Consider the following 25,752-nt stretch of genomic DNA (forward strand, 5'->3'; position numbering starts at 1 on the left):
GGGGGGCCGCGGGCGGTGGCCACGGGGCTGCCGCAGGCCCTCTGGCACAAGCCTCGGCCGGACGCTTTGCTGGATGGGCCCCCCGTCGCTCCCACCGCCGAGGACCCGCCATGACGCACCCGACCGATCCTGTCGACCCCGTGGCCACTCCCGCTCCCGCCGCCACTCCCGCCGCCACCGTCCCCGCACCTGTGCCCGTACGCGGCCCTCGCCAGGTGCCCCTCCTCGGGAACCTGCCCGCGTTCGCCCGTGACCCGCTCGGCTTCTTCACCCGGTTACGGGGGCTCGGCGACCTCGTCGAGTGGAAACTCGGGCCGCAGCGCGCCCTGTTCCTCTCCCGGCCCGAGCACATCGGGGAGTTGCTCACCGGCGTGGAGACGCGGTACCGCCACCCCGAACTCGGCTGGGCGTTCAAGCTGGTGCTCGGCGAGGGGGTGGTCACCTCGGAGGGGCCGGCCTGGCGCCGCAAGCGCGCGCTGGTCCAGCCGGCCGTACGTCCCCGTCAGGTCCGGGGCCACGCGGGCACGATGGCGGACTGCGCGGCCACCCTGGCCGTCTCCTGGCGGCCCGGTCAGCGTGTCGACGTCCGGCAGGAGATGCTCGGCCTCACCCAGCGCATCGCGGTACGCACCCTGTTCGGGGCCGACACGGCGGGGCGCGAGGGCGCGATCGGTCCGGCGATGGACATCGCGCAGCGGGAGATCGGCAGTGAGTTCCGGGGGCTCACCCTCTTCCTGCCGCCCTGGGTGCCCACTCCGGGCCGCCGCCAGCTCAGGAGGGCCGTGGCCGTCATCGACCGCGAGGTCGCGCGGGTCACCGACCACCGCAGGCGCGCCGGGGACGGGGAGACCAGGGACGACCTGCTCAGCCGGCTGCTCGCCGCGCGGGACGAGGAGGACAGGCCGCTCAGCGACAAGGAGATCCGCGACGAGGCGGTGACGCTCTACATCGGCGGCCACGAGACGACCGGCACGACGCTGACCTGGGCGTGGTACCTCCTCGCCCGCGATCCTGTGGCGCGGGCGCGCCTGGACCGGGAGCTGGCGGACGTTCTCGCCGGCCGGACGCCGGGGCACGACGATGTCAAGGATCTTCCCTGGACCGAGCAGATCGTGAAGGAGACCCTGCGCCTCTATCCGCCGGTCTGGCTGATGACGGCGATCGCCAAGCAGGATTCGACGCTGGGGGGACGGCCGGTGGCGGAGGGCACGGTCCTGTGGTCGAGCCAGTGGAGCGCCCACCGTGACGCCCGCTGGTTCCCCGACCCGGAGGCCTTCCGCCCGGAGCGGTGGGACGCGGACGCGTCACCCGCCGTGCCGGACCACGCGTGGTTCCCGTTCGGGGGCGGCGCGCGGGCGTGCCTCGGCGCGCGGTTCGCGATGGTCGAGGCGGTGCTCGTCCTGGCGACGCTCGCGCAGCGCTTCCATGTCGACGTGGAGCCGGGCGAGAATCCGCCGAAGACCGGGCTCACGCTCCAGCCCTCCCTGCCGGTACGGGGGACCCTGCGGGCGGTCGTCCCGGCCGGGACGACCGCCCGCAGGCCTGAGCGGACGCCCGGCCCCCGGGTGCGGCAGGCTCAGGACGAACCGCCCTCGCGCGGGCGCAGGCCCTCCACCAGCGTGCCGACCGTCCGGGACACCAGTTCCTCCAGCGGCCGGTCACCGTTCACGCCCGTGGTGGCGAGGACCGCGAGGCCCTGGAGGACGGCGAGGACGGTCAGGTCCACGCGGCCGGTGGTGTCGGCGTCGATGTCGCCCCGGGCCCGTGCCTGGGCGAGCAGGGCGACAGGGGCGGCGAAAGCGCGGTCATTGGCCTCCCGGAGCCGTGCGGCGCGGGTCGCGTCCTTCGATGTGTGCATCAGGCCGAGGAGGGCGCGGTGCTCGACCGCGAACGCGACGTACGCCTGCGCGAAGGTCACGAGCCGCGCCGTGAAATCGCCGTCCTCGTACACGTCGGGGGATCCGCCCAGCGCCGCGTCCAGGCGGCGGCCCAGCCGTTCGTACCCGTCCTCGGCCAGGGCGTCCATCAGGGCCTGCTTGTCGGCGAAGTGGCGTCTCGGGGCGCCATGGCTGACCCCGACCTCCCGCGCCAGCTCCCGCAGCGAGAGGCCGTCGGCGCCGTGGGCGGCCAGCGTCCGCTCCGCCTGCCGGAGCAGGGCCGTCCGCAGGTCGCCGTGGTGGTAGGGCCGGGGGGTGCTCATCGGCTCACCCTATCCTAATGTTGTCGTTGACTACATTGTATCCATTGTCTACATTGGACGTATGAGCCCTTCCTCGCGCGCCCCACGGTGGTCCCTCTCCGGCCTACCCGCCCAGACCGGCCGTACGGTCCTGATCACGGGCGCGGGCAGCGGCATCGGGCTGGAGACGGCGCGGGCGTTCGCCTCCGCCGGAGCCCGGGTCACCCTGGCCGTCCGCAGCGTCGACGCGGCGCGCGCGGCGGCCTCGGACCTGCCCGGCCGCCCCGGGGTGCTTCCCCTGGACCTGGCCGATCTCTCCTCGGTACGGCGGTTCGCCGCGGCCTGGGACCGGCCCCTCGACGTCCTGGTCAACAACGCGGGGGTGGCCAACGTGCCACTGCGGCGGACCGCCGACGGCTTTGAAACGCACCTGGGCACCAACCACCTCGGTCACTTCGCGCTGACCAACCTCCTCCTGCCCCGGATCACCAGGCGTGTGGTCACCGTCGCGTCCAACGCGCACAAGGGGGCCGCGCTCGACCTCACCGACCTGAACTGGCGGCGCCGCCCGTACCGGGCCCCGGCCGCCTACGGGCAGTCCAAGCTCGCCAACCTGCTCTTCACGCTGGAGCTGCAACGGCGGCTGACGGAGGCCGGATCGGCCGTCCTCGCGGTGGCCGCGCATCCGGGCGCGGCCACCACCGGGCTCAACCGTCACCTCGGTCCCGCCATGACGTTCGTGGCCGCCACCGTCGGGCGGATCGTCCAGCAGAGCGGTTCGGCGGGGGCCCTGCCCACGCTCTTCGCGGCCACCCAGCCGCTGGCCGGGGGGAGTTACGTCGGCCCCGACGGACGGGGGGAGCAGCGCGGCCACCCCACGCTCGTCGGGCGGAGCGCGGTGGCCCAGGACCCCGTCCTCGCCCGGAAGTTGTGGGAGGCGTCGGAGCGGTTCACCTCAACCGCCTTTCCTCACCTCGTCCCCTGACGAGGGCACCACGCGCCGCCCGACCGCCTCCGCCGCCGCGCCCATGGCGACACCCGCGACGATCAGCACGACCGACACATAGATCTCGTAGCCGTCGAAGACGTCGAACCTGGCCACCAGGGACCAGAGTCTGAACCACCCGCCGGTCAGCTCGTACAGGAGGCCGCCGACGCCCTGGGCCAGCAGGACGAAGCAGAGGAAACCGAAGAAGGTCTTCACCTCTCCGAGGGTAGGGAGAGCGGCGGCGCGGGACCATCGGTCATCGGGAGCGGCCACCCTGACCAAAGTCGCGGGCGGGCCGCCGGCCGGCCTACCGAAGTCTCGCCCGCGTCACCCCGTGCCCGTACGGACGGCCGCCGAGGCCGCCGAGGCCTCGATGACCGTCCGGGCCGAGCGGGTCACGCCGTTGACCGTCACCGCGAGGGTCACGGTCCCCGGCCGCAGGGCGGTGAGCGTGCCCGTGGCCGGGTCGAAGAGGGCCGCGTGCCGGTCCCGTAGCCGCTGCCGGTCCCGTACACCCTGCCGGTCCCGTACCCCCGGCCGGTCCCGCAGGTCCCGCACCCCCTGCCGCCCGTCCCCGATCAGCACGTTCGGCGAGCCCGTCCAGTCCGCGCTCAGCGGGAAGGCCACCGGCACCTGCCTGCTCCCCTGGGTGACGTACGCCGCGACCTTCGCGTCGTGTCCCGGGGTCAGCACCGCCGGGGTGTCCAGCGTCAGCGCGTCGGTGTGCGCGCGGGTCTGGACCGAGATCCAGTCGGGGCCGCCCGTCCACGGCGCCCCCCGGGCGGCGGTCCACTCGCCCGGGGACACCCGGTCCACACCGACCAGCGACCACCCGGTGAAGCCGCCCTCGCCCGGCGGGGCCGAAGGGGCCTTCCCCGCGTTGCCGTTGACGAGATACGGCACACCGTCCACGCGCGAGGCGTCGAAGACCCCGACGTGGCCGCCGATCAGCGCCGCGCCCTTGCCGGTCGTACGGCGGAAGTCGGCGAGCCACCCTTCGAGCAGCGCCGCCTCCTTCCGGTCGCCCAGCTGGCTCGCCTTCTGGACGGTCGGGTCGCGCGGTGGTACGTGCTCGATCACCACGAGCGAGCCCACCCCGTCGTCCTCCGCCGCCACGTCCAACTGCGCACGCGCCTCCTCGATCTGGGCGAGACCGCCGCCACGCAGCGACAGACTCGACGTGTCGAGGGTGAGGAACCGGGTCCCCCGGTGGTCGAACACCCGGTGGGCGGGGCCGAATTGGGCGGTGAAGTTGTCGATCGTCCCACCCATCACCTCGTGGTTGCCCGGCACGTAGTACCAGGGCAGCGTGTCCCCCAGCTCCTCGGTCAGCACCCGGCGCGCGAACGCCAGGTCCTCGGGCGCCCCCTCGTCCACCAAGTCCCCGTTGACCACAAGGAAGTCGGGCTTCGCCGCCCTGATCTCGCGCAGGGTACGGCGGGCTTGGTCCACGATCGGACTGTCCGGGTCGCGGGCGACGAACTGGGCGTCGGACATCACCGCGAACCGCCAGTCCCGGCCCTCGGTGCGGGCCGCGGTGGCGATCAACGGGTCGGCGGGACGCCGCTGTTCGGGCAGGTCCACGGTGGGCGGCAACTGCGCCGTCAGGTCGTCGAGCACGACCTCCCCGGTGTACTGCTTCGTGGCCGCGGTCTCGGCGAGGTAGAAGCGGTACACACTCAGCGGGGTCGCGGCGCCCTCGGGCACGGTGAAGGTCACCTGCCGCCAGCCGGTCCAGGTGACGTACGGACCGCGCAGCAACTGGTCCGAGCCGGCCGCGTCCTTGAGATGCAGCGTGGGCCAGGCGCCCCGGCCGTCCCCCTTGATCCAGAGTGCGAACGACTGCGGGCGGCCGGGGACTTGAAGCGGTACGGGCGGCAGCGCGTAGGCGGCGCGGGTCGCCGTCGACTGCGTGAAGTCGTAGCCGAGGCGCAGTCCGGTGCCGGTACGGCCGTCCGGCACGGCGCCGACCGAGCCGCTCGCCCGCGCCTGGGAGAAGGTCCAGGACGCGGCGTCGTCGAAGCCGGTGACCGGCCGCTCCTCCAGTCCGACGGTGACGGCGAGCGCGGTGGTGACCCCACCGGCGGTGGCCGTGATCCGGCCGGCTCCCGCGCCCGTGAGGGAGCGGACGGTGAAGTTCTCGGCGCCGTCGTCGGTGACGGAGAAGAGGGAGCGGTCGAAGTCCAGGGTGACATCACGGGGTTCGACCGGCGCGCTGGTGCCATGGGCGTCGAGCCCGACGATACCGAAGGTGCCGGAGGCCGCCGCGTCCGCGAGTCCGACCCGCTGGGTCGTGGGGCGGATCCGGTCGAGCCGGTCGAGGACCGTCAGCTCCGTCCCGCCCCCGGCGGGTCCGCGCTCGGCTCTCACCTCGGTGGTGCCGCTCGCGCGGGCGGTGAACAGGCCGCGCGCGTCGACCCGGCCGACGGAGGACCGTACCGCCCGCCAGTGGGGCGCACCGGCGGCTGGCCCGTACGTCTCGTCGTAGCCGGCGGCGGTCAACTGCCGGGTCAGACCGGGGAAGACGCGCTCCGGGTGGCCGCCCCTGATCGGGTCGACGGTCGGTGCGCCGGCCGGGGGCGTACGGGTCGAGACCCAGAACCCGTCGAGCCGTCCGCTGCCGTCGGGGGCGGTGAGGGCGAGGCCGTTGGGGACGGCGCGTTCGCTGCCGTCGGAAGGGCTGTTCTCCACCTTCGGCGTGTCGCTGCCCGGGACGCGGGCGACCAGCGTCGAGGAGCCGCCGCCGTCGAGGTTGAGGGCGCTGTACGACCCGGCGCGCCGCATCATCAGGCCGAGTTCGGTGAGGGTCACCCCGCCGCTGTCGGCCTGCCGCCCGTCGACGGTGAGGATCCGCATCGTGGAGCCGTCCCGCGAGAACCCGACGGCGGTACGCGGGGCCGCGGTGTTGTTGCCCTCGCCGTCGTGGTTCTGCGCGACCCCGTCCACGACGAGCAGTTCCCGCCCCCCGACGGCGGTAGGGGGCACCGGCCCGCTGTCCGTGCGCGGGCGGTACGCGACCGTCACCGGCTCACCGGGGCGCAGCGCCCCGAGGGCCTCGGCCCCCGCCTCCCGCCCGACCAGGACGGTGGTGCCCGGCGCGATGGGCCCGGTGCCGGGGCGGTCCGTCACGGAGACGACCTCGCCGTCCCGGACGACCGCTTCCGCGACGGGGGCCGCCCGGTCCACGGTCAGGGCGCGGTCGGCGCGGCCCCAGCCCGCCGTGTAGACGCCGAGGGAACCGGCGGGCACGTTCGCGGCGTTGTACGCGGCCAGGGGGTGCGGTCCCGAGGGCAGGGTCACCGTCCCCTCGAAGTAGAGCCGGAGGATCCGCCCCGCGTTCCCGGGGCCGATCCCGACGGCCCGTTCGGCGCCGGCCGCCGGGGAGTGGTCGACCTGGCCGTCCCTGATGCCGGGTCCCTGCGGCGCGCCCGTCTCGTTGATGTCGAAGAAGTCCGCGTTGATCGCGGCGACGGTACGGCGCCCGGCGCCCGGGTCGTGGAGCGCGGCGAGTTCGGAGACCGTACGCCGGTCGGAGACCTGGCCGGAGGACAGGTAGTCGGCCCGGGCGCCACCGTCGAGGTCCACGGAGAGTGTGTCGACCCGCAGCCACGCGGCGGCTTCGAGCCGGTCGTACGAGGTGAGGGTGACACCGGGGGCGACGGGCCGGGAGGAGCGCGACGTCTCCAGTCCTTCTCCGTCCCCACCGGCCGTGACCGTCGCCGGGGCCCCGCCCCCCGCGCTCGCCGGCGGGGGCGCGACCGGCCGCAGGATCCCGGCGGCGGTCAGCGGCCGGGGGTCGGGCGTGGAGTCGGCGAAGGACGGGGAGACCGCCCCCGCCGTCAGGGCGGTCGCCGCCGTGAACAGCACGACGGACCGCCAGGCGTTGCCTGGGCCCACAACTTCTCCTGGGAGACGGTGAATTCGTTCGGGTGAGCACTGTCTGCCGCCAGCTTTGCCGTGCACACACCAATGAACCAGGAGTTCGGGGAAACGCCGGGAAGAACACGCGGTGACAGCGCCGGACGCCACCCGCTGGACCAGCCGGTCATGGCCCCCAGGCGGCGCACTGACATCTCTTGGAAAATTTCAGGGGGAGGTGTCGATCCGGGCCTCTCCCGTTCGACGTACAAGTGAGAGGCGGGGAAAGCCCCGCTCCGGCCCGCCAGGGCCGGCCACCACATGACGGAGTCACCATGCCGCGTTTCCTGACCATGATCCGCATCGATGAGCAGAACACGCCGACCGAGGCTCCCGGCCCCGAGTTCGACGAGCGCATGGGCGCGCTGCTGGAGGAGATCACCAAGGCGGGGGTCATGCTGGACACGGCCGGCCTGGCGCCGACCTCCGACGGCACCCGGGTCACCTGGGCCGACGGCAAGGTGCGCTACACGGACGGGCCCTTCACCGAGACCAAGGAGGTCATCGGCGGCTACTCGCTGATCCAGGCCAGGGACAAGGCGGAGGCCCTGGAGTGGGCCAGGCGCTTCCTGGAGATCCACCCGGCCCACTGGACCGTCACCGCGGAGGTCCGCGAGATCGTCGAGGGCTGACACGGCCGCCCACCGTCCCGTACGCGGATCGCCCCTGCCCCGCCGCTCCTACGGGGTGGGGTCGATCCGCGTACGGGAACGGGGCGACGACCCGGGCCTGGCCTCCCTCCGCAGGAGCAGCAGCGCCATGTCGTCACCGCCGCCCTGGGTGCCCAGCCGGTCGAACAGCATGTCGGCCAGGTCCGGCAGCTCCTCCGGGCCCGTCCTGACCGCCTCCGCCAGCACCTTCATCCGGTCCCCCAGGTCCGTGCCGGGCTCCTCCACCAGGCCGTCCGTGCAGAGCAGCAGTGTGTCGCCGGGGCCCAGCGTCCCGGTGGTGACCGGGTAGTCGATCCCGCCGTCCCCGGCGAACTCGGCGGCGAGGCCGAGCGGCAGCCCGCCGGTCGTCGTGATCCAGCCGCAGGCTCCGCCGGCGACCCGCACCATCGGGTCCAGATGCCCCGCCCGTACGATCTGCAAGCCTCCCGTCGACAGGTCGACCTCCACATACGTGCAGGTGGCGAAGCGGTCGGTGTCCAGCTCGTGCAGGAAGGCGGCGGCGCGGGCCATGGCGGTGGCGGGCGGGTGGCCCTCGGCGGCGTACGCCCAGAGCACCATCCGGAGCTGGCCCATGACCACGGCGGCGTCCGTGTCGTGGCCCTGGACGTCGCCGATGGTCAGGCCCACCCGCCCGCCGGGCAGCTGGAGCACGTCGTACCAGTCCCCGCCGACGCTCCGCCCGATCCGCGCGGGGCGGTAGCGGACGGCCGTCAGCGCCCCAGGGATGTCGGGGATGTGGCGCGGGAGCATCGCCTGCTGGAGGCCCTCGGCGAGGTCGTGCTCCTGGTCGTAGAGCATGGCCCGCTGGAGGCTCTGCGCGATGCTGCTGCCGAGCGCGACCAGCAGCGCGCGCTCCGAGTCGCTGAAGTCGCCGTGCCGGGGGTAGAGCATCGCGAGCACGCCGATGGGCCTGGCCTGGGCGATCAGCGGGAGATACGCCCCCGAGGAGACGACCAGCGGCTCGATGTGCGGCCAGAGCAGCGGGTAGGCGTTGCGGAACTCCTCCCGCGAGGTGACGAAGCGGGGCCGCTCGTTCCGTACCGCCTCGCTCATCGGGTACGGCTCGTCGATCCGGGTGTACTGGAGCTCCGTCGCGAAGGGGCCGTTACGCCCCTGCGCGACCAGCCTGATCCGTGTCCCCTCGACCACCCCGAGCGAGACGCTCTCCGCCCTGAGGTGACCGAGCGCCTCCTCGTCCTCCAGGACCTTGATGACGTCGTGCACGGTCTCGGCGTGGGACAGCAGGGTGGTGGTGCGCTCCACCATCTCCGTCAGCCGCCGCCGGCCCGCGTCCAGCTCGTTCCTGGCGGCCGCGTCGGCGAGGTCGTGGTGGGCGATCCGGACGATGCCGATGACCCGGACGGCGTTCGTCCGCTCGTCGCGGAGGATCCGCGCCTGGGTGTGGGTCCACCGCATCGCCCCGTCGCGGCAGCGGATCTGGAAGTACGTGGCGTAGCGGTCCGTGCCCCGCTCCACGGCCTGTCCCACGACGGCGTTCACCCGCGCCGCCTCGTCGGCCGGGATGCGGGACAGCAGCGACTCGCCCCTGCCGTCGTACTCGTCCTCGCGCAGGTCGAACACCTCGAGGGCGGGGCCGTCCAGATGGAGTGCTCCGCTGACGAGGTTCCAGTCGAAACCGCCCATGCGGTTGAGGGCGAGTCCCAGTCCCGGATCGGCGGGCCAGTCGTCCGGCAGCGACCCGGCGCCCGGCCGAGCGCCCTGATCAGCCATGCAGCCACCCTCTCACCGATCGCCGTTTCGCACGCGCCGAGCGGCCGGTGAGGACCCGTGTCCACGGTCCACGCCCGGCCCAGCGCCCGCCCCCGCGTCCACGGTCCGGAAAGCGCTTCCGGTCCGGGGGCCGGCCGGAGGAGACTGCGGCCGCACGTCGAGCGCGTGCGACCGCTGCCGAAAAGGACTCCGCTCTCCATGCAGAAACCCGAAACCGCTCACCGTCCCGGTCCGCTGGACCACCACTACTCGGGGGAGCATCCGCTCCGTACCCTCGCCTACCTCTTTCGTCCCGACCGCCGCAGGCTCCTCCTCGTCGTCGCGGTGTTCACCGTCAAGCACATCCCGGTCTGGCTGCTCCCCCTGATCACGGCCAACATCATCGACGTGGTCGTGGAGCACCGGCCCGTCTCCGAGCTCTGGTACAACGCCGGGGCCCTCGTCTTCGTCCTCGCCCTCAATTTTCCGATGGCGCTGCTCTACGCGCGCCTGATGAGTGCCAGCATCCGCCGGATGGGGCGTGAGCTGCGGTCCGCGCTCTGCCGCCGGATGCAGTACCTGTCCCTCGGCTACCACGCGCGGGTCAGCGCGGGTGTCCTCCAGACCAAGGTGGTACGGGACGTCGAGGCCGTCGAGCAGATGACCCAGCAGAGCGGCGACCTGGGGCTGGGCGCCATCATGACGCTGCTGGGCGGCCTGGTGGTGATCGGGTTCCGTACGCCGGTGGTGCTGCCGGTGTTCCTCGTGGTCGTGCCGCTGGCCGCGCTGCTGGTACGGCGGCTGCGCTCGCGGATCCGTACGAACAACGAGGAGTTCCGGCTGGAGATCGAGCGGCTGTCCTCGCGCGTCGGCGAGATGACCACACTGATCCCCATCACCCGCGCCCACGGCCTGGAGCGCACGGCGCTGCACCGCGTCGACAACACGCTGGAGCGGGTGCTCACCGCCGGATTCCGGCTGGACGTGCTCAACGGGCGCTTCGGCTCGCTGTCCTGGATCCTGCTGAACACGCTGGCGGTCGGCTGTCTGACGGGCTCGGCGGTGGTCGCGTACTACGGCTGGATGGGCATATCGGCCGGTGACGTCGTCATGATCAGCACGTTCTTCACCGCGCTGACCGCTTCCCTGATGACCCTGATGAACCTGACGCCGATCATCTCGAAGGGACTGGAGTCGGTGCGCTCGGTCGGCGAGGTGCTCCAGGCGCCGGACCTGGAGAGCAACGAGGGCAAGACGTCCGTCGACCGTGTCGAGGGGCGGATCGACTTCGAGGGGACGGGATACCGCTACCCGGAGGCGGCGGAGCCCTCGGTGCGCGGCTTCGACCTGACGGTGCGGCCCGGCGAGACGATAGCCCTGGTCGGCGCGTCGGGTGCGGGCAAGTCGACCCTGCTGAACCTGCTGATCGGTTTCATCCGGCCGACCGAGGGGCGCATCCTGCTGGACGGCGCGGACATGGCGTCGCTCGATCTGCGGACGTACCGGCGTTTCCTGTCGGTCGTGCCGCAGGAGTCGATCCTCTTCGAGGGGACGATCCGGGAGAACGTGACGTACGGCCTGGCGGGCGGCGAGGACGAGACCGCGCTGCGGCACGCGCTGGACGCGGCGAACGCGACGGAGTTCGTGGACCGGCTGCCGGACGGCCTGGACACGGTGGTGGGGCAGCGCGGCGCCCGGCTGTCGGGCGGCCAGAAGCAGCGGCTCGCGATCGCCAGGGCGCTGATCAGGGATCCGCGGATCCTGGTGCTGGACGAGGCGACGTCCGCGCTGGACAACCGGTCGGAGGCGCTGATCCAGGACGCGCTGGCGCGGCTGGTGGCGGGCAGGACGGTGTTCGTCGTGGCGCACCGGCTGTCCACGATCCAGAACGCGGACCGGATCGTGGTGATGGAGCACGGCCGGATCGTGGAGACGGGCAGCCATCAGGAGCTGCTGGCGCGGGGCGGGTCGTACGCGACGACGCTCCAGCCCCGGAGGTCGGGGTGATCGTTCAGGGGAGTCGTGCGGTCCTGGGTGACGCCGTTCAGAGGGAGTCGTGCGGCTCCGACGTCATCCGGTCCACCTGGCCGGTGTCCAGGGGCGGCTGGGTGAAGGCGATGTGCGGGGTGCGCAGCCCGGCCATGACCAGGTCGAGGTGGCGCTGCCAGGCGTCGGGCGCGGCGGCGCCCGACGTCTCCACGACCCCGCGTATCCCCCACACGACCATCGCGATGTCCGTGACGGTGACCTGGTCGTTGACCACGCCGGCCCGCCGTGCCCCGGACAGCAGGCGGTCGGTGATCCCGCGCAGGTGCGCCACCTGCGCGGGGCGGGCCAGTTCGCCCCACGCGCCAGGGAGGTGGCCCCGGCTGCCGGCGATGAGCCGGCCGACGGTACGGAGGAACCGGTCGAGGCCCTCGCCGGGCGGCTGCCGCGCGGCCTCCTCGGCGAGGGTGACCAGCTTGTCGTAGAAGACCTCGACCAGCTCCGCGACCAGGGCCTCCTTGGTGGGAAAGCGGCGGTAGAGCGTCGCGGGGCCCACTCCGGCGAGGCGGGCGATGTCCTCCATGCCGGCGGTGGGTCCCTGCGCGGCGAAGGCCCGGCCGGCCGCGTCGATCATGCGGGCACGGTTCTCGGCGGCGTCGCGGCGCAGCGCCGGCCGGCGCGTCTTGGACGGTGCGGTGGGGTCGCCGGTGTCGTCGTGTCTCCCGGCCGTCCCCAGGTCGCCCGTCATTCCGGCTGCCCTGACTCCGCCGGGAAGGCCGTCGACCGGCTGACCTCGGCCCACTCCCGCGTCTCGCGGATCCGCGCCTCGGTCGACTTCTCCACGGCCTCCACCGCGTCCGCCCCGAGCAGCAGCCGGAGCGGCGGCTCGTCCCGCCGTACGGCGTCCAGGATCACCCGCGCGCCGCGCGCCGGGTCGCCCTCCTGCACCCCGTCGGTGCCGTCGCGGTAGCGGTGGATCGCGCCCACGCTGGCCTCGTAGTCCGGGCCCACCTCGGCGCGGTGCATGGTCGTGCTCTGCCAGTCGGTGCGGAAGGCGCCGGGCTCGACGATGATCACCCGCACGCCGAAGGGCCTCACCTCGTTGTTGAGCACCTCGGAGAAGCCTTCGACGCCGAATTTGGCGGTCTGGTACGGGCCCAGCCCGGGGGAACCGCCGACCCGTCCGCCGACGGACGAGAACTGGACGAAGCGGCCGGACCGCTGCCGCCGCAGCACCGGCAGCGCCGCCTTGGTCACGTTGATGACGCCGAACAGGTTCGTCTCGATCTGGGCGCGGAACTCGGACTCCGGCGTCTCCTCGATCGGCGCGGAATTGGCGTACCCGGCGTTGTTCACGACCACGTCGAGCCGGCCGAAGGCGTCGAGCGCGAGTTGTACGGCCGCACGGGCCGCCGCCGGGTCGGTGACGTCGAGCGCGGTCGCCCGCACCCGGTCCCCGTACTTCCGGACGAGGTCGTCGAGTTGCTCGGGGCGACGCGCCGTCGCGACGACGTGGTCCCCGGACTCCAGGGCGGCCAGGGCCAGCTCCCGCCCGAATCCGCGGGAGCTTCCGGTGATGAGCCAGGTCTGTGACATGTCGGCTCCTCGATGAGCGATAAGCGATAAGCGATAAGCGATAAGCGATAAGCGATAAGCGATAGACCATCTCTCACTTCACGCTAACACGGCGGCCCGGTCAGCGCGGCCGCCGGACCGGGGACGAGGCCGTGGAGCGCCCCTGACCCTCGTCACCGGGGGCCGGGTCGATCCGGCGCGGCCTGACATGTTCGTACGCCATCGTCGTCTGGACGTCGGCGACCTCGCGGCGCTCGGTGAGCCGGTCGATGACAAAGGCGTAGACGCCGTTCACGTCCGGGACGGCGATGTGCAGCAGGAAGTCGTGGGCGCCGGAGGTCACGAACAGGCCGATGACCTCCGGCAGCCGCGCCGCCCACTCCCGGAACCCCTCGATGACCGGCCGGGCCGGCGGGCGGATGCGGACCGAGATCAGTGCCTGGACGGGTCGGCCGATCGCGTCGAGGTCGACGGCCGCGTGGTAGCCGGTGACCACTCCGTGCTCGCGGAGCAGCTTCACGCGCTCCAGCGAGGTGGACGGCGAGACGCCGGTCTTGGCCGCGAGATCGCGGTTGGTCTGCCGTGCGTCGTTCTGCAACTCCCGCAGCAGGGCGAGATCGACCGCATCAAATTTCATGGAACACCTCTCAGACCGCATGACGTACGGCACCTGGCGACAGACCCGGGACGTGTGCCTAGCGTATCGGGGTGTCCGTACACGAACGAGTAGCAGGAGCACCATGTCCCTCCCCCAGCTGACCGGCGACGACGTGACCACCCACCGGCCGACGCGGCAGGCCAGGCTCAAGTGGGTCGTCGTCGTGGACGAGAGCCTCCCGGCGGGCCGGGCGGCCAACGCCGCCGCCTGCATGGCCGCCGCCGTCGGCAAGGCCCTGCCCGATCTCCTCGGCCCCGGCGGCGAGGACGCGTCGGGTGTCCCCCACGCGGGCCTGCCGTGGGCGGGCTGCACCGTCCTGGCCACGGACGCGGACGCGCTGCGCGCGCTGCGGGCCAAGGCCGCCACGAGAGAGGACATCCTGATCGTGGACATGCCCGAACCGGCGCAGACCGCACGGGTGTACGACGACTACCTCGGAGTGCTCGCCGCGACCGGGCAGGACACCCTCGGTTACTGCGGCGTCAGCCTCGTCGGGCCCCGCAACCGGGTGGACAAACTGGTCGGCGGGCTCGCTCTACTGCGCTGACCGGGGGTTGATCCGGTGGATTCCGCATCCATTGGGCCGATATCCGTTACCCGGTGTGAGTCGCGGCGTTGAACGTGCGTGAAGGCCGCACAACGTGCGGCTGTGCTCGAAACGTTCAAGGAGAAACTTGATGTCGCGTATCGCGAAGGCAGCTGCTGTTCTCGCCGGCACGGGCGCCGTGCTGGCCGGTGGCGCCGGAATGGCCGCTGCCGACGCCGGTGCCGAGGCTGCGGCCGTCGGCTCGCCCGGTGTCCTGTCCGGCAACCTGCTCCAGGTGCCCGTGCACGTCCCGGTCAACCTCTGCGGCAACACCGTCGACGTGATCGGCCTGCTCAACCCGGCGTTCGGCAACACGTGCGCCAACGTCTCGGCACCCCAGACCGGCGGCTACGGCGGCTGAACACGGACTGACGTGTCCGGCCCCCGGGCCACACGTTCCCGTTGAATGACGGCCTCCCGCGCCGCGGCGCGGGGGGCCGTCGTCCGTCGGGCCGCGAGTGGTCGCCGTCCGGCTCAGGCCGACGCCCCGTTGGCCGCTGCCTCAGGTCTCGTAGCGGTAGATCTTGCGGTGGTCGAGCAGCGTGGACGGCTTGACGTTCCAGGGCGGCAGCGGCTCCTCCAGGCTGATCGCCCGGCCGTGCTGGGGATCCCTGGCGGGCAGCTTCTTCTTCGGCAGATAGGTCGCCTTCGGGTGCTTCTGCTGCCAGCGGTCCCACAGCAGGTCGACAAAGGCGTGGTGCAGCCAGAACGCCGGGTCGTTCGGGGAGGCCGCGCCCAGCATGGCTCCCCCGATCCAGCGGTGCACCCGGTTGTGGTTGCGCCAGCGCTCTCTGCCGCCGGACGTCCAGCCTTCGAGGCGGTTGCGGAAACCGGAGGTGGCGGTCGAGTCCCAGGGGGCCGCGTCGTAGACCTTCTCGTTCATCGCCGCGGCCAGTTCCGCCTTGCTGGGCAGGGCGATCGGGGAGGAGGGACGGCCCAGGTCCCGGGTGAGGAACCGGTCGTCGGTCACCCCGCCCTTGATGCTCCAGTTGCCCGCGCTGTAGGCGAAGGGGCCCGTCATGACCTGCTGGTCCCTCTCCCGTCCTGTGCCGCCGAGGAAGTCCTCGCGCCACAGGGCGGCGGCGGGGGTGTTGTCGGTCGTCCAGTCCCAGTACGGGATCGTCACGGTGGCGTCGATCGTGCGGAGCGCGCGCTCGAAGTCGAGCAGGTAGCGCCGGTGCCAGGGCAGGAACGAGGGAGCCATGTGCCCGGCGCGCACCCCGCCCTCGGCGTCGGAGACGTAGTACCGGGTGTGCAGCCGTACGAACTCCTCGTACGTGCCGCGGCGTTTGAGCTCCAGGACGGCGCCGACAAATCTCCTCTTCTCGGTGCCGCTGAGATTCCGCTGGTTCTTTCTGGTGTACACCGGTGGGGGCCCTCCCGAGGTCGCTGGTGGTGTCGGACGTGGTGGACCGGGCCGTCAGACGTGGTGGACCGGGCCGGAGAGCGACAACTGGGCACCCCGCAGGTCCTCTACGGCCGCGCGGGCGGCGTCGAGCAGGGTCGGGAACGACTCGTAGTGGTTGACCGCGCTCAGATAGCTGCCGTCGGCGCGCCGCATGACGTGCAGGGGACGGCCGTCGATCCGGATGTCGAAGGCGGACAGACCGGGGGCGGCCGCGGTGACGGCGCCGGCCCCCATCGGGCCCGCGCCCATCGCGCCCGTACCCGTGCCGAGTTCGATCCGGCGTCCCTGGTACATCTCCTCGAACGCCCGGCCCGCCGCGTCCCGCACGGCGCGGGCCGCCCCGGCCCCGGGGGCCGCCGGGCCGTCCGCGCGGCGGCCGGCCCGGACGACGGGGGCCAGGACCGTGGCCGTGCCGCCGACCACGCCCAGCGTGAAGAGCGACCGCAGGAAGTTCCGGCGGGTGCGGCCGCGCGGGCCGGCCCCGTCCGGGGGCGCCGCCTGCCGTAAGGGGCTGCGTTCGGCCTGGGTTCCACGTGGCATGAAGGACCTCCGCTCGTCGGTGAGGGCGCGGCAGAAGACGGGCCACGGCCCCGCCCGGACAACGAGACGGGGACAAAACAGTTATCCGGCGTTGTCCGTTCCCGGCGAACTCCCCCGCCCCGCAACGGAGTTCGCGCCGCGCCGGTACGGCCGTTCGGCCCCCTCGCGGTCACCCCGGCAGGTGTCTCACCCTCTGGGCCCTGCGCGCGCCGGAACGGGGTACACGGGAGGGAGCGGAGCCGGGTCCGGCGACGCACCGTCGTGACCGCCGGGGCCGGGCCCGCTGACAGGGCAGGATGGGCCGGGGGCCGGCACACGACGGTCGTACCGTACGAACGCAGGAGGCAGCGTGTCCGCCGAGGAATCCGCACCGACGGCGCGCCGGTTCGGCCGCGCCCTGCGGCGGACGCCGCTCGCGATGTGGCACGACGACGCGACCGACGTGGCCGCCGCCCTCACCTACTACGCGGTGCTGGCCATCTTCCCGGCGCTGCTCGTGACGGTCTGTTCCATCGGCCTCGCGGGGCCGGACGCCGGGGGCACGCTCGCCGCCCAGGTGACCGCGCTCGTACCCGCGCAGTCGCGTGTCCTGGTGAGCGACGCGCTGCGGGAGATGGCCGGGCAGCGCTCCGCGGCCTGGCTGCTCGCGTCCTTCGGGACGGTCGGCGCGCTGTGGTCGGCGTCCAGCTATCTGGGGGTGTTCCGGCGGGCCCTGCACGCCATGCACGGGGCGGTGGACCACCGGCCGCCGTGGCGGACCGCGCCCCGGATCGCCCTCACCGCCTGCGCCCTGCTGGCGCTGCTCGTGACCAGTGCCTTCAGTCTGGTGCTGACCGGGGAGGCCGCGGCGGCGCTGGGCCGGATACTGGGCATGAAGGGCGCGGTGGACGCGGTGTGGGGCGGGCTGAAGTGGCCGCTGCTGCTGGCGCTGGCCGCCGTACTGGTGCTGCTGGTGTTCCGTACCGGCCCGCCCGGCACCCGCCGGCTGCGGCGCGCGCTGCCCGGCGGGATCCTGGCGGTGGTGCTCTGGCTGCTGACGTCGGCGGGTTTCGCGCTCTACACGGCCCACGCCGGGACGTACAACCGGCTCTACGGCTCGCTCGCCGGAGTCATCGTGTTCCTCGTCTGGCTGTGGGTCACGAATCTCTCGCTCCTGGCGGGCGCGCAGTTCAACGCGGAGCTGGCCCGGGGCAGCGCGGGGCCACGTGCGAAGGCCGGCCCGACGACCTCGTCGTCGGACCGGCCCGGGTCACCGGGTGCGGACACCCGGCCCGCACTGTCGGGGGTTCAGCAGCTCAGGTTGGATCCCGCGGTGGTCCCGAGGATGCCGACGAAGCGCTGGTAGAGGTTGATCCGGCTCTGCACCTGGGCGGGGTTGCCGCCGTTGCACTCGATGCTGCCGTTGATGCTGCGGATGGTCTCGCCGAAGCCTCGGCTGTTGACCATCGCGTTGTGGGGGGTCATCGTGCCGGGGCCGTTCTGGGTGTTCCAGTACCAGAGACCGGTCTTCCAGGCCACGGCCGCGTCGGTCTGCACCAGGTTGGGGTTACGGAGCAGGTCGATGCCGAGGGCGTCGCCCGCGGCCTTGTAGTTGAAGTTCCAGCTCAGCTGGATCGGACCGCGGCCGTAGTACGCGGCCGTGCCCGCGGGGCAGCCGTAGGACTGGCTGGTGTCGCAGTAGTGCGGGTAGTTCGCGGTGTTCTGCTCCACGATGTACACGAGACCGCCGGTCTCGTGGCTGACGTTGGCGAGGAAGGCGGCCGCTTCCTGGCGCTTGACCGTGTCGGAGCCGGTCTTCGCGAAGCCCGGGTAGGCGCTCAGCGCGGCGGTCAGGCCGCTGTAGGTGTAGAAGGAGTTCCGGCTCGGGAACATCTGGTTGAACTGGGCCTCGGAGACCACGAATCCCGACGGGTTGGTCGGCGGCGGAGTCGTGTTGCCACCACAGGTGCCCTGGTCGGCCCAGACATCGGTGGTGCCGGGGATCTCACCCTGGGTCCACCACTTCGCCGACCAGTTGTGGCCGTTGTACGAGGCGGCGTTGCCGCCGACGTAGACGGTGGAGGCGTTCCACCCGGCGGCGCAGGCCGCGGCGGACGCGGAGGTGGCGGGGAGGAATATCGCGAGGGCGAGGGCCGAGACCATCGCCGTGAGCAGTGCCAAGACGCGTTGCTTCAAGGGACTCACTCCTGTCCACGGCCGGGCGGCGCGAGCCGTCCGGCCGTCATGGGGGGTGAGGGAACCAAAGCGGAAGGGCGTGCACCCTGTCAAGGTCTAGACCAAGGCGGGGAGTTGGCGGCCGTCCGCGAGGCTGAAAATGCATGGCTGATTAAAGAGCAGGTCAACAAAACACCAAGGCCAACCAATGGCCAACGATGTCACGGATAGTCTCCGGCCGTGATGTTCACCAGACTTGCAAAAACGCCCCCTGTCCTTCACAGCGCCACCACACGCCGCTCCGTCCTGCGCGCGGCCGTCGCCGGCACCGCGGCCACCACCGCGGTGGCCCTGGCCGCTCCGGGCGCGGGCGCCGCTCCGGCCGCGCGGCCCCGTCCGGAGGAGCCCCGTCCGTCCACTCCCGCCCAGGCCCTTCTCGCGCTCAACGCGGGCAACCGGCGCTGGCGCACCTTCCGGGAGCAGCACCCGCACGAGACGGAGGTCGTGCGCCGCACGCTCGTCGACGGCCAGCACCCCTTCGCCATCGTCCTCGGGTGCATCGACTCACGGGTCGCGCCGGAACTCGTCTTCGACCAGGGCCTCGGCGACCTGATGACCGTACGGACCGCCGGCGAGGTCCTGGACGAAGCCGTCCGCGGCAGCATCGCGTACGGCGTGCTGGAGCTGGGCATACCGCTCGTCGTCGTGCTCGGGCACCAGTCCTGCGGCGCCGTCTCCGCGGCCGTCGACGCGGACGAGTCCGGAGAGCTGCTGCCCGCCCACATCCAGTACCTCGCGGACGAGATCAAGCCCGCGATCGACCGCACCAAGACGGGCGCCGCGCGCAAGGACTCCACCATCAACGCGAACGTCTCGCTCATCCGCGGGCGCCTCGCCGCCGATCCCGACCTGGCCGCGAAGATAGCCGACGGCTCGCTCGCCGTCGTCGGCGCCCGCTACGAACTCAACACCCAGCTCGTCCACCAGATCTGACCCCACGTCCGCATCCGGCCACGGCGTCGCAGCCGTGGCCGGGCGCCGTCCCGGGGCCCGGGATCAGGGGACGATCGAGTCGATGTACCCGCCGTCGACCCGGACCGCCGCGCCGGTGGTCGCCGACGCGAACGGCGAGCTGAGGTAGACGACCATGTGCGCGATCTCCTCGGGCTCGATCAGGCGCTGGAGCAGGGACTGCGGGCGGTGTTCCCGCATGAAGACCCGCTGGGCCTCGTCCCAGGGCAGCGAGGAATCGACCAGCTCGTAGACGAAGTCTTCGACGCCACCCGTATGGGTCGGCCCCGCCAGCACGGAGTTGACGGTCACCCCGCTGCCGGCCGCCGCCTTGGCAAAGCCGCGGGAGACCCCGAGCAGCGAGGTCTTCGAGACTCCGTAGTGGATCATCTCGGCGGGGATGACGATCGCGGAGTCGCTGGCGATGTACTGGATGCGCCCCCAGGACCGCTCCATCATGCCGCCCAGATACGCGCGGGTCAGGCGGATCGCGGCCAGGACGTTGACCTCGAAGTACCTCCGCCATTCGTCGTCGCTGATCTCCAGTGCGGGCCGGGACCCGAAGATGCCCAGGTTGTTGACGAGGATGTCCGCCGCGGGCAGGACGCCGAGCACCCGCGCCGCGCCGTCCTCGGTGGCGAGGTCGCCGGGCGCGGCGACGAACTCCGCGCCGGGCACCTCCGCGCGCAGTCGTTCCAGCGCCTTGTCCACGGACTCCGCACTCCGCCCGTTGACCGCGACCCGCGCCCCGGAGCCGGCGAGCCCGGCCGCGATGGCCGCGCCGATCCCCTGGGTGGACCCCGTCACCAGAGCTGTCTTTCCTGCCAGGTCGATCCGCACGCTCCACGCCCTTCCTCGCGCCCGCTGTGAGCACGTCATTGTGCGTCAGGCGCCTACCCCCGCCCGCCGGGAGGATTCCGGCGGTGTGTCGTGACCGGCGAGGGGGAGGAACCGGGCAGCCCGCCACCGGTATGCGTCTGCCTCTTGATGTGAACCCGACACCTGTGTCATATATGTCTAGACCATTGCCCCCCGGATGGAGGACACGGCATGCAGGACACGGCCTTGAGAAGGATCTTCCCCCTTGCCGCGCTCGCGTCCGTGGCCGCCCTCGGGCTCGCCGCGTGCGGCTCCGACGAGGCCCCGCCCGCCGCCCCGGCCGGGGTGACCGTCCAGGCCGGTACCGCCACCTCCGTCCATGTCATGTGGCGGCAGGCGCCGGAGAGTTCCGGCATCACCGGGTACGAGGTCTACCGGGGCGGTACCAAGGTCAAGGACGTCCCGGCGAACCAGAGCATGGTCGACATCACCGGCCTCACCCCCTCCACCCCGTACACCTTCACCGTCCGGGCCAAGGACGGCGACGGCACCTACTCGCCCTACAGTGCCAAGAAGTCCGCCACCACGCCCGCCGCCGTCGCGGAGGACAAGAAGGCACCCTCCCGCCCGGCCGGGCTGACCGGCAAGAGCGCCGGCCCGCGCGGCGCCCAGCTGAACTGGACCAGGTCCGCCAAGGACGAGGGCATCACGTCCTACGACATCTACCAGGGCGGCTCGAAGATCCACAGTGTCGCCGGGGGCGCGACCTCCGCGCGGATCACCTGGCTGCGGCCGGGAACCCACTACTCCTTCACGCTCGCCGCCCGCGACGCGGCGGACAACACCTCGCCCGTCAGCCGCACCGTCGAGATCACCACCCCGAAGGGTCCCGGCGACGACCCCGACACCGCCCCCACAGCGTTCCGCGCCGCGACCCACGCCGCCGACGGCGCCTACTACGTCGACCTGTCGTGGGTGGCGCCGGAGACGGGGGCCGAGGTCACCACGTACGAGATCTATCTCGACGGGAAGTTCGCCACCACCCTCATCTGGGGCGGCGAAACCCCGAAGGGCCGGGCCACGTACAGCGTGTACGTGGGCAAGCGTGCGGGCGACGCCTACCGGGTGAAGCTCCGCGCCAAACTGCCCGACGGCAAGTGGGGCCGGTTCTCCGAGGAGCGCCCCGTCGTCACCGGCGACGCCTCCTGACCCCGGTCACGGGACGGCCGGACAGACGGTCCTGTCGACAGAGCCGTGGTACTCCAGGCGCCGCAGGGTGTGCGTCAGCACCTTGGGGCTGCCGCCCTCGGAGATAGCTTTCCGGTGTCGATCAGCCACCGGCCGGGGCGGCGTCCCGGACCCGGCCCGCACCAACAGGAGCGACCAGCCATGAGCAGCGACAACACGATGCGCGCGATCACCCAGGACACCCTCGGCGGCCCCGAGGTTCTCCGGCTCGGCGAGGTGGCCACGCCCCGGCCGCTGCCGACCGAGATCCAGGTCCGTGTCCACGCCGCCGGGGTGAACCCCGTCGACTGGAAGACCCGCGCGGGCGGCGGGATGCGGAACGTGCTGGGGGAACCTCCCTTCGTTCTGGGCTGGGACGTCTCCGGGGTGGTGTCGGAGGTCGGGGGCGGTGTCACCACCGTCCAGGTGGGCGACGCGGTGTACGGCATGCCGTGGTTCCCGCGCCGGGCCGGGGCCTACGCCGAGTATGTGACCGCCCCCTCCCGGCAGTTCGCCCGCAAGCCCGCGACGATCGGCCACGACCGGGCCGCCGGGGTCCCGCTGGCCGGTCTCACCGCCTGGCAGTCGCTCGTGGACACGGCGAAGGTCCAGGCGGGGCAGCGGGTCCTCATCCATGCCGCCGCCGGGGGTGTGGGCCATTTCGCCGTGCAGATCGCCAAGCACCTCGGCGCGTATGTCATCGGCACCGCGAGCGCGGCCAAGCACGACTGGCTGCGCACGCTCGGCGCCGACGAGGTCGTCGACTACCGCACGGTCAGGTTCGAGGACGTCGTCCACGACGTGGACGCCGTGATCGACCTCGTCGGGGACGGACACGACTCCACCAGCAGCCGCTCGCTCCGGACCCTGCGCCCCGGCGGTCACCTCGTCGTCGTCCCGTCGGGCGTCTCCTCCGACCTCGCCGAGGCGGCACACGAGCAAGGCCTCCGCGTCAGCGACTTCCTGGTCGAGCCGGACGGCCATGCCCTGGCCCGGATCGCCGCGCTGATCGACAGCGGAGCGGTCACCGTGGGACTCGACGACATCCTCCCCCTGGAACAGGCGGCCGAGGCGCACCGCCGGGGCGAGGCCGGGGAAACCCGCGGGAAGCTGGTCCTGCGCGTCACGTCCTGAGACGGCCGCCCCGCCGCCGGCCGCCGGCCGCCAACCGCCGGCCGTCCCGGTGCCGTTCACCGCGGCTCACCGCCGCTCACTGCCGACCGGCCGTCCTGGGTCTCTCTCCTTCTCCTTCCTGAGGCGCAGCCGTGTCAGCAGCCGTTTCCCGGAGCCCCGCCGCAGCGGCTCGTCGGCGGCCGTCGGCCAGGGCACCCTGTCGCCGTCACTCCCCGGGGCCACCGGGCCGGAACCTGGACCGGGCGCGGGCTCAGGGCGGTGGCGGGGTGAGACGTCACCCTGCGGGTCAGGACGAGGGGCCGGACGGGTGCGTCTGGCCTCGTCCAGCAGCGCGGTGAGACTGGCGCGGTGCCAGCGGATCTCGTCCGGATGGTCGGCCAGCAGCAACGGACGCACCGCCGCCAGCGCCGCCTCCGACTCGGAGCGGCCGTGGGCGAGGTCGGGCTGAAGTCTGCTCAGATACGCCCGCTCGTACGGATCGACCACCAGCTCGGCCCGCTGCACCGGGTCGAGCACCGATCCGGTGATCGCCGCCCGCTCCCAGGGGTCCTCGCTCAGGTGCAGGAGGTGGCCGATCCGCCGGCCGCGCCAGTTGCGCGGCCGTACGTCGTCGTCCGGGTCCCGTCCCGCGGTGAGCGTCCTGGGGAACCGGCCGACCAGGAGGGTCCCCTCCCTGGCGGCGAACGCCGTCAGCTCGTCGGCCAGATACAGCCACACCACCGCGCGGTAGCGGTTCAGATAAAACTTCACGGGCGTGAGGTATCCGGCCTTGGCCAGCCGGGTGAAGCGGCCGGGGCTGATGGCCATCAGCTCCGCCCCCTCGGCCGTGCCCACTGTCCGTACCCGCTCACGCAACGCGTCCGGGAACCTTTCGGCGGCCCGCAGCCGCTCGATCTCCCGCCACTCGACCTCCCGCCGGCCGACCGCCCGCCGCCCCGCGCCCACCACGACCGTGGTGCGGACGTGTCCCAGCTGGGCGGCCAGCTCGAACTCGCCCCGCTTCAACTCCAGCTCCCGCGCGGCCCGCCCGACCGCCACGGTCTCCGACGCCCCGTCCTGCGAGCTGTCCGACGCCGTGTCCGGCGTGCTCCCCCGCTCCCCCTCTTCTGCCACCGCTGCCGTCGCAGCTGTTGCACCTGTCGCACCCGTCGCAGCCGTCTCCGCGGCCGCTTCGTGCTTCGCGAACATCCTGATGTCCATGACGGTCCTCCCCCGTGAGCTTCGCTTACTCTCGGTGACGACCGTAGCGCGACCCGCGCCCCTCCCGCTCAGCCTGTGGATAACTCTCGGTGAGAGGTCAGAGACCGCTCAGCGTGGCGGTGCCCGGCTGCCGGGCGGCCACCCCGAGGCGTTCCCCGACCCGGTTGACGAGCAGCGTCATCTCGTACGCGACCTGGCCGACATCGGCTTCGGCCGTGGCCAGGACGCACAGACAGCTGCCCTCGCCGGCCGCCGTGACCACCATCAGCGCCTCGTCGAACTCGACCATCGTCTGCCGGGCCCCGCCCGCGCCGAAATGACGCCCCGATCCCCTCGCCAGGCTCTGCAACCCCGAGGAGACCGCGGCCAGATGCTCCGCGTCCTCACGCGCCAGACCTGAACTGGCACCCGTCACCAGACCGTCGTTGGACAGCACCAGCGCATGCCGTATGTGGTCCACCCGCTCGGCCAGATCGCTCAGCAGTCCGTCGAGTCCCTCGTCCAGCGGCATTGCCGGTCCTCCGCGTTCCTGTGATCCCCGATGCCCTGCTCTGAGCCCGTAGCCTTCCTCACCCACCGCACGTGGGCAAGCGATCGGCACACCTCCGGGGCGTCGCCGCGCTCCCGCCGCCCCGGAGGCCGAAAATGCCGTCATGGCATCACACATGAGCAAGGGCCAATGGCACGCGTTTGTCGGCGAGGGCACCCGGACCGCCAAGCTGTCCACCGTTCGGGCCGACGGCAGCCCGCACATCGCGCCCGTCTGGTTCCTCCTGGACGGCGACGACCTGATCTTCAACACCGGCAAGGAGACGGTGAAGGGCCGCAACCTGCGGCGCGACAACCGGGTCGCGCTGTGCGTGGACGACGAGCGGCCGCCGTTCTCCTTCGTCCTGATCGAGGGTCGCGCCGAACTCAGCGAGGACCCCGAGGAGGTGCGGGAGTGGGCGGTCCGGCTCGGCGCGCGGTACATGGGCGAGGAGCAGGCGCAGGCGGTCGGTGAGCGCAACTCCGGGCCCGGGGAAGTGTTGGTACGGGTACGGGTCGACAAGGTCGTGAACGTGGCCGACATCGCGAGCTGACCTGAAGGTCACTCACGCGAGCGGACCGGCGGTGTCCTCGTTCTGTCCCCGACGGAGCGAGGGCACACTCCCGGCCGCCTGGAGTGTCGTCGGCAACTGCCGCATCCGTACGGTGAACGCGGGGCCCTGTACGGCACAGGCCGCCGCGTGGCCCGGAAGCGTGGGCACATCCACCACGGTCCAGCCGGCGGGCGGCGCCGCCCGCTCCGTCGTCCCGAGGTAGTCGGCGGCCAGGTCGCGCCCCAGGCCCGTACCGATGCCCTTGAGGTAGGCCTCCTTGCGGGTCCACACGCGGGTGAACCCGGCCGGCCGCTCCTCGGCGGGAAGCGCCGCCAACTCGGCCTGTTCGGCCGGGTGCAGCGCGGCGGCGAGATCGCCGACCGCGCGCCGCAGGGCCACCGGCTCGACATCGACGCCGATGGCCTCGGACGCGACACCGATCATGACCACGTCGCCGCCGTGGGAGAGCGAGAAGTGCACCGGGAACGGCGGATCCGTCAGTACGGGCCTGCCGTGCGGGCCTCCGCAGCACGGGCAGGTGTCCCTGCCCAGCACGATCGCCTCCGGCGCGAGCCCCACACACGCCCCGAGCACGCGCCGGAGCGCGGTGTGCGCGACGCCGTACCGGATCCGGTCACGGCCGTGCACGAAGGCCCCGGCCCGCCGGCGTTCCTCGGCGTTCAGTACGGAGAGGTCGAGGGTCTCCTCGGCCTGCCGCGAGATGTCCAGCAGCCAGAGGTCCACCACTCCCGGGCGCGGCGCGCCGGGCGGCCCGGCGGGTGGGGCTTCGCGGCGCTGGATCTCGGACAGGGCGGTCTCCCAGGATGTGCAGATCGGTGGAATCACCAGCGTAGCCGCATCGGCCGTACACCCGGCGCCGCGTCCGGCCCCACGTCCGGCCCCACG

At 72.6% G+C, this 25,752-nt stretch carries 24 protein-coding genes and 1 pseudogene; 11 read left to right on the top strand and 14 right to left on the bottom strand.

Going from position 1 to position 25,752, the window contains the following annotated elements:
- Positions 1-110 precede the first annotated feature (110 nt).
- Positions 111-1,511, top strand: a pseudogene (locus OG349_RS01580) (cytochrome P450); the annotation flags it as partial.
- Between the two features lie 65 nt (positions 1,512-1,576).
- Here the strand turns inward: OG349_RS01580 and OG349_RS01585 are convergent.
- A complete protein-coding gene (locus OG349_RS01585; RefSeq protein WP_327238406.1) occupies positions 1,577-2,200 on the bottom strand; it encodes a TetR/AcrR family transcriptional regulator in 624 nt (207 codons plus the stop codon).
- A gap of 61 nt (positions 2,201-2,261) precedes the next feature.
- Here OG349_RS01585 and OG349_RS01590 point away from each other — a divergent pair, with 61 nt between their 5' ends.
- On the top strand, positions 2,262-3,164 hold the full coding sequence (locus tag OG349_RS01590) for an oxidoreductase (protein ID WP_327232827.1): 903 nt from the start codon (positions 2,262-2,264) through the stop codon (positions 3,162-3,164).
- On the opposite strand, the gene OG349_RS01595 is transcribed toward OG349_RS01590, so the two are convergent.
- The gene (locus OG349_RS01595; protein WP_327232828.1) at positions 3,135-3,383 is read right to left on the bottom strand and encodes a hypothetical protein; all 249 of its coding nucleotides are present in this window, start codon (positions 3,381-3,383) and stop codon (positions 3,135-3,137) included. The two genes, OG349_RS01590 and OG349_RS01595, sit on opposite strands and share 30 nt — an antisense overlap.
- A 111-nt stretch (positions 3,384-3,494) precedes the next feature.
- Positions 3,495-7,064 (bottom strand): phosphodiester glycosidase family protein, encoded by a 3,570-nt coding sequence (locus tag OG349_RS01600; protein WP_327232829.1) that lies wholly within the window; start codon positions 7,062-7,064, stop codon positions 3,495-3,497.
- 296 nt (positions 7,065-7,360) lie between these two features.
- Between OG349_RS01600 and OG349_RS01605 the strand changes: the two genes are divergently transcribed.
- Entirely contained in the window at positions 7,361-7,717 is a 357-nt protein-coding gene (locus OG349_RS01605) for a YciI family protein (RefSeq protein WP_327232830.1), read from the top strand.
- A gap of 48 nt (positions 7,718-7,765) precedes the next feature.
- On the opposite strand, the gene OG349_RS01610 is transcribed toward OG349_RS01605, so the two are convergent.
- Positions 7,766-9,487 (bottom strand): SpoIIE family protein phosphatase, encoded by a 1,722-nt coding sequence (locus tag OG349_RS01610; RefSeq protein WP_442806181.1) that lies wholly within the window; start codon positions 9,485-9,487, stop codon positions 7,766-7,768.
- A gap of 198 nt (positions 9,488-9,685) precedes the next feature.
- On the opposite strand from OG349_RS01610, the gene OG349_RS01615 reads away from it, so the two are divergent.
- Positions 9,686-11,473, top strand: coding sequence for an ABC transporter ATP-binding protein (locus OG349_RS01615; protein WP_327232831.1), 1,788 nt, complete (start codon positions 9,686-9,688; stop codon positions 11,471-11,473).
- 37 nt (positions 11,474-11,510) lie between these two features.
- Here OG349_RS01615 and OG349_RS01620 read toward each other — a convergent pair whose 3' ends face one another.
- From OG349_RS01620 to OG349_RS01630, 3 genes are all read right to left on the bottom strand, one after another.
- Positions 11,511-12,200 (bottom strand): TetR/AcrR family transcriptional regulator, encoded by a 690-nt coding sequence (locus tag OG349_RS01620; protein WP_327232832.1) that lies wholly within the window; start codon positions 12,198-12,200, stop codon positions 11,511-11,513.
- Positions 12,197-13,048, bottom strand: a complete 852-nt coding sequence (locus tag OG349_RS01625; RefSeq protein ID WP_327232833.1) for an oxidoreductase — start codon at positions 13,046-13,048, stop codon at positions 12,197-12,199. Before OG349_RS01625 ends, OG349_RS01620 begins: the two co-directional genes overlap by 4 nt.
- 100 nt (positions 13,049-13,148) lie before the next feature.
- On the bottom strand, positions 13,149-13,664 hold the full coding sequence (locus tag OG349_RS01630) for an Lrp/AsnC family transcriptional regulator (protein WP_327232834.1): 516 nt from the start codon (positions 13,662-13,664) through the stop codon (positions 13,149-13,151).
- A 103-nt stretch (positions 13,665-13,767) separates the two neighbouring features.
- On the opposite strand from OG349_RS01630, the gene OG349_RS01635 reads away from it, so the two are divergent.
- Complete coding sequence (locus OG349_RS01635; protein ID WP_327232835.1) at positions 13,768-14,232, top strand: DUF2000 domain-containing protein; 465 nt, start codon at positions 13,768-13,770, stop codon at positions 14,230-14,232.
- 130 nt (positions 14,233-14,362) lie between these two features.
- On the top strand, positions 14,363-14,632 hold the full coding sequence (locus OG349_RS01640; RefSeq protein ID WP_327232836.1) for a chaplin: 270 nt from the start codon (positions 14,363-14,365) through the stop codon (positions 14,630-14,632).
- Between the two features lie 141 nt (positions 14,633-14,773).
- Here OG349_RS01640 and OG349_RS01645 read toward each other — a convergent pair whose 3' ends face one another.
- Together OG349_RS01645 and OG349_RS01650 are read right to left on the bottom strand one after the other, a co-directional pair.
- Complete coding sequence (locus OG349_RS01645) at positions 14,774-15,637, bottom strand: tyrosinase family protein (protein WP_327232837.1); 864 nt, start codon at positions 15,635-15,637, stop codon at positions 14,774-14,776.
- 54 nt (positions 15,638-15,691) lie between these two features.
- Positions 15,692-16,219 (bottom strand): tyrosinase family oxidase copper chaperone, encoded by a 528-nt coding sequence (locus OG349_RS01650; RefSeq protein ID WP_327232838.1) that lies wholly within the window; start codon positions 16,217-16,219, stop codon positions 15,692-15,694.
- A 349-nt stretch (positions 16,220-16,568) separates the two neighbouring features.
- Here OG349_RS01650 and OG349_RS01655 point away from each other — a divergent pair, with 349 nt between their 5' ends.
- Entirely contained in the window at positions 16,569-17,564 is a 996-nt protein-coding gene (locus tag OG349_RS01655) for a YihY/virulence factor BrkB family protein (RefSeq protein ID WP_327232839.1), read from the top strand.
- On the opposite strand, the gene OG349_RS01660 is transcribed toward OG349_RS01655, so the two are convergent.
- Positions 17,507-18,361: a glycoside hydrolase family 19 protein gene (locus OG349_RS01660; RefSeq protein ID WP_401764969.1), complete on the bottom strand. Its 855-nt coding sequence runs from the start codon at positions 18,359-18,361 to the stop codon at positions 17,507-17,509. The genes OG349_RS01655 and OG349_RS01660 overlap by 58 nt on opposite strands.
- A 255-nt stretch (positions 18,362-18,616) precedes the next feature.
- On the opposite strand from OG349_RS01660, the gene OG349_RS01665 reads away from it, so the two are divergent.
- On the top strand, positions 18,617-19,366 hold the full coding sequence (locus tag OG349_RS01665; protein WP_327238407.1) for a carbonic anhydrase: 750 nt from the start codon (positions 18,617-18,619) through the stop codon (positions 19,364-19,366).
- A gap of 63 nt (positions 19,367-19,429) precedes the next feature.
- Here OG349_RS01665 and OG349_RS01670 read toward each other — a convergent pair whose 3' ends face one another.
- Entirely contained in the window at positions 19,430-20,224 is a 795-nt protein-coding gene (locus OG349_RS01670; protein ID WP_327232840.1) for an SDR family NAD(P)-dependent oxidoreductase, read from the bottom strand.
- Positions 20,225-20,434: 210 nt separating this feature from the next.
- On the opposite strand from OG349_RS01670, the gene OG349_RS01675 reads away from it, so the two are divergent.
- Positions 20,435-21,412 (top strand): fibronectin type III domain-containing protein, encoded by a 978-nt coding sequence (locus OG349_RS01675; RefSeq protein WP_327232841.1) that lies wholly within the window; start codon positions 20,435-20,437, stop codon positions 21,410-21,412.
- Positions 21,413-21,592: 180 nt separating this feature from the next.
- Entirely contained in the window at positions 21,593-22,564 is a 972-nt protein-coding gene (locus OG349_RS01680) for an NADP-dependent oxidoreductase (protein WP_327232842.1), read from the top strand.
- Between the two features lie 66 nt (positions 22,565-22,630).
- Here OG349_RS01680 and OG349_RS01685 read toward each other — a convergent pair whose 3' ends face one another.
- Together OG349_RS01685 and OG349_RS01690 are read right to left on the bottom strand one after the other, a co-directional pair.
- Positions 22,631-23,764, bottom strand: coding sequence for a DUF6397 family protein (locus OG349_RS01685; RefSeq protein WP_327232843.1), 1,134 nt, complete (start codon positions 23,762-23,764; stop codon positions 22,631-22,633).
- A 97-nt stretch (positions 23,765-23,861) separates the two neighbouring features.
- A complete protein-coding gene (locus OG349_RS01690; protein ID WP_327232844.1) occupies positions 23,862-24,275 on the bottom strand; it encodes a roadblock/LC7 domain-containing protein in 414 nt (137 codons plus the stop codon).
- A gap of 142 nt (positions 24,276-24,417) precedes the next feature.
- Between OG349_RS01690 and OG349_RS01695 the strand changes: the two genes are divergently transcribed.
- Positions 24,418-24,846 (top strand): PPOX class F420-dependent oxidoreductase, encoded by a 429-nt coding sequence (locus tag OG349_RS01695; protein ID WP_327232845.1) that lies wholly within the window; start codon positions 24,418-24,420, stop codon positions 24,844-24,846.
- Positions 24,847-24,858: 12 nt separating this feature from the next.
- On the opposite strand, the gene OG349_RS01700 is transcribed toward OG349_RS01695, so the two are convergent.
- Positions 24,859-25,692: a 4'-phosphopantetheinyl transferase family protein gene (locus OG349_RS01700; protein WP_327232846.1), complete on the bottom strand. Its 834-nt coding sequence runs from the start codon at positions 25,690-25,692 to the stop codon at positions 24,859-24,861.
- Between the last annotated feature and the right edge of the window lie 60 nt (positions 25,693-25,752).

Origin of the sequence: Streptomyces sp. NBC_01317, assembly GCF_035961655.1 — a bacterium.
Classification (GTDB): Bacteria; Actinomycetota; Actinomycetes; order Streptomycetales; family Streptomycetaceae; genus Streptomyces.

Excerpts from the sequence above, each read along its gene's own strand:
- OG349_RS01585 (WP_327238406.1), bottom strand. The coding sequence starts at position 2,200 with ATGAGCACCCCCCGGCCCTACCACCACGGCGACCTGCGGACGGCCCTG.
- OG349_RS01590 (WP_327232827.1), top strand. The coding sequence starts at position 2,262 with ATGAGCCCTTCCTCGCGCGCCCCACGGTGGTCCCTCTCCGGCCTACCC.
- OG349_RS01605 (WP_327232830.1), top strand. The coding sequence starts at position 7,361 with ATGCCGCGTTTCCTGACCATGATCCGCATCGATGAGCAGAACACGCCG.
- OG349_RS01610 (WP_442806181.1), bottom strand. The coding sequence starts at position 9,487 with ATGGCTGATCAGGGCGCTCGGCCGGGCGCCGGGTCGCTGCCGGACGAC.
- OG349_RS01615 (WP_327232831.1), top strand. The coding sequence starts at position 9,686 with ATGCAGAAACCCGAAACCGCTCACCGTCCCGGTCCGCTGGACCACCAC.
- OG349_RS01620 (WP_327232832.1), bottom strand. The coding sequence starts at position 12,200 with ATGACGGGCGACCTGGGGACGGCCGGGAGACACGACGACACCGGCGAC.
- OG349_RS01625 (WP_327232833.1), bottom strand. The coding sequence starts at position 13,048 with ATGTCACAGACCTGGCTCATCACCGGAAGCTCCCGCGGATTCGGGCGG.
- OG349_RS01630 (WP_327232834.1), bottom strand. The coding sequence starts at position 13,664 with ATGAAATTTGATGCGGTCGATCTCGCCCTGCTGCGGGAGTTGCAGAAC.
- OG349_RS01635 (WP_327232835.1), top strand. The coding sequence starts at position 13,768 with ATGTCCCTCCCCCAGCTGACCGGCGACGACGTGACCACCCACCGGCCG.
- OG349_RS01640 (WP_327232836.1), top strand. The coding sequence starts at position 14,363 with ATGTCGCGTATCGCGAAGGCAGCTGCTGTTCTCGCCGGCACGGGCGCC.
- OG349_RS01650 (WP_327232838.1), bottom strand. The coding sequence starts at position 16,219 with ATGCCACGTGGAACCCAGGCCGAACGCAGCCCCTTACGGCAGGCGGCG.
- OG349_RS01660 (WP_401764969.1), bottom strand. The coding sequence starts at position 18,361 with ATGGTCTCGGCCCTCGCCCTCGCGATATTCCTCCCCGCCACCTCCGCG.
- OG349_RS01665 (WP_327238407.1), top strand. The coding sequence starts at position 18,617 with ATGTTCACCAGACTTGCAAAAACGCCCCCTGTCCTTCACAGCGCCACC.
- OG349_RS01675 (WP_327232841.1), top strand. The coding sequence starts at position 20,435 with ATGCAGGACACGGCCTTGAGAAGGATCTTCCCCCTTGCCGCGCTCGCG.
- OG349_RS01680 (WP_327232842.1), top strand. The coding sequence starts at position 21,593 with ATGAGCAGCGACAACACGATGCGCGCGATCACCCAGGACACCCTCGGC.
- OG349_RS01685 (WP_327232843.1), bottom strand. The coding sequence starts at position 23,764 with ATGGACATCAGGATGTTCGCGAAGCACGAAGCGGCCGCGGAGACGGCT.
- OG349_RS01690 (WP_327232844.1), bottom strand. The coding sequence starts at position 24,275 with ATGCCGCTGGACGAGGGACTCGACGGACTGCTGAGCGATCTGGCCGAG.
- OG349_RS01695 (WP_327232845.1), top strand. The coding sequence starts at position 24,418 with ATGGCATCACACATGAGCAAGGGCCAATGGCACGCGTTTGTCGGCGAG.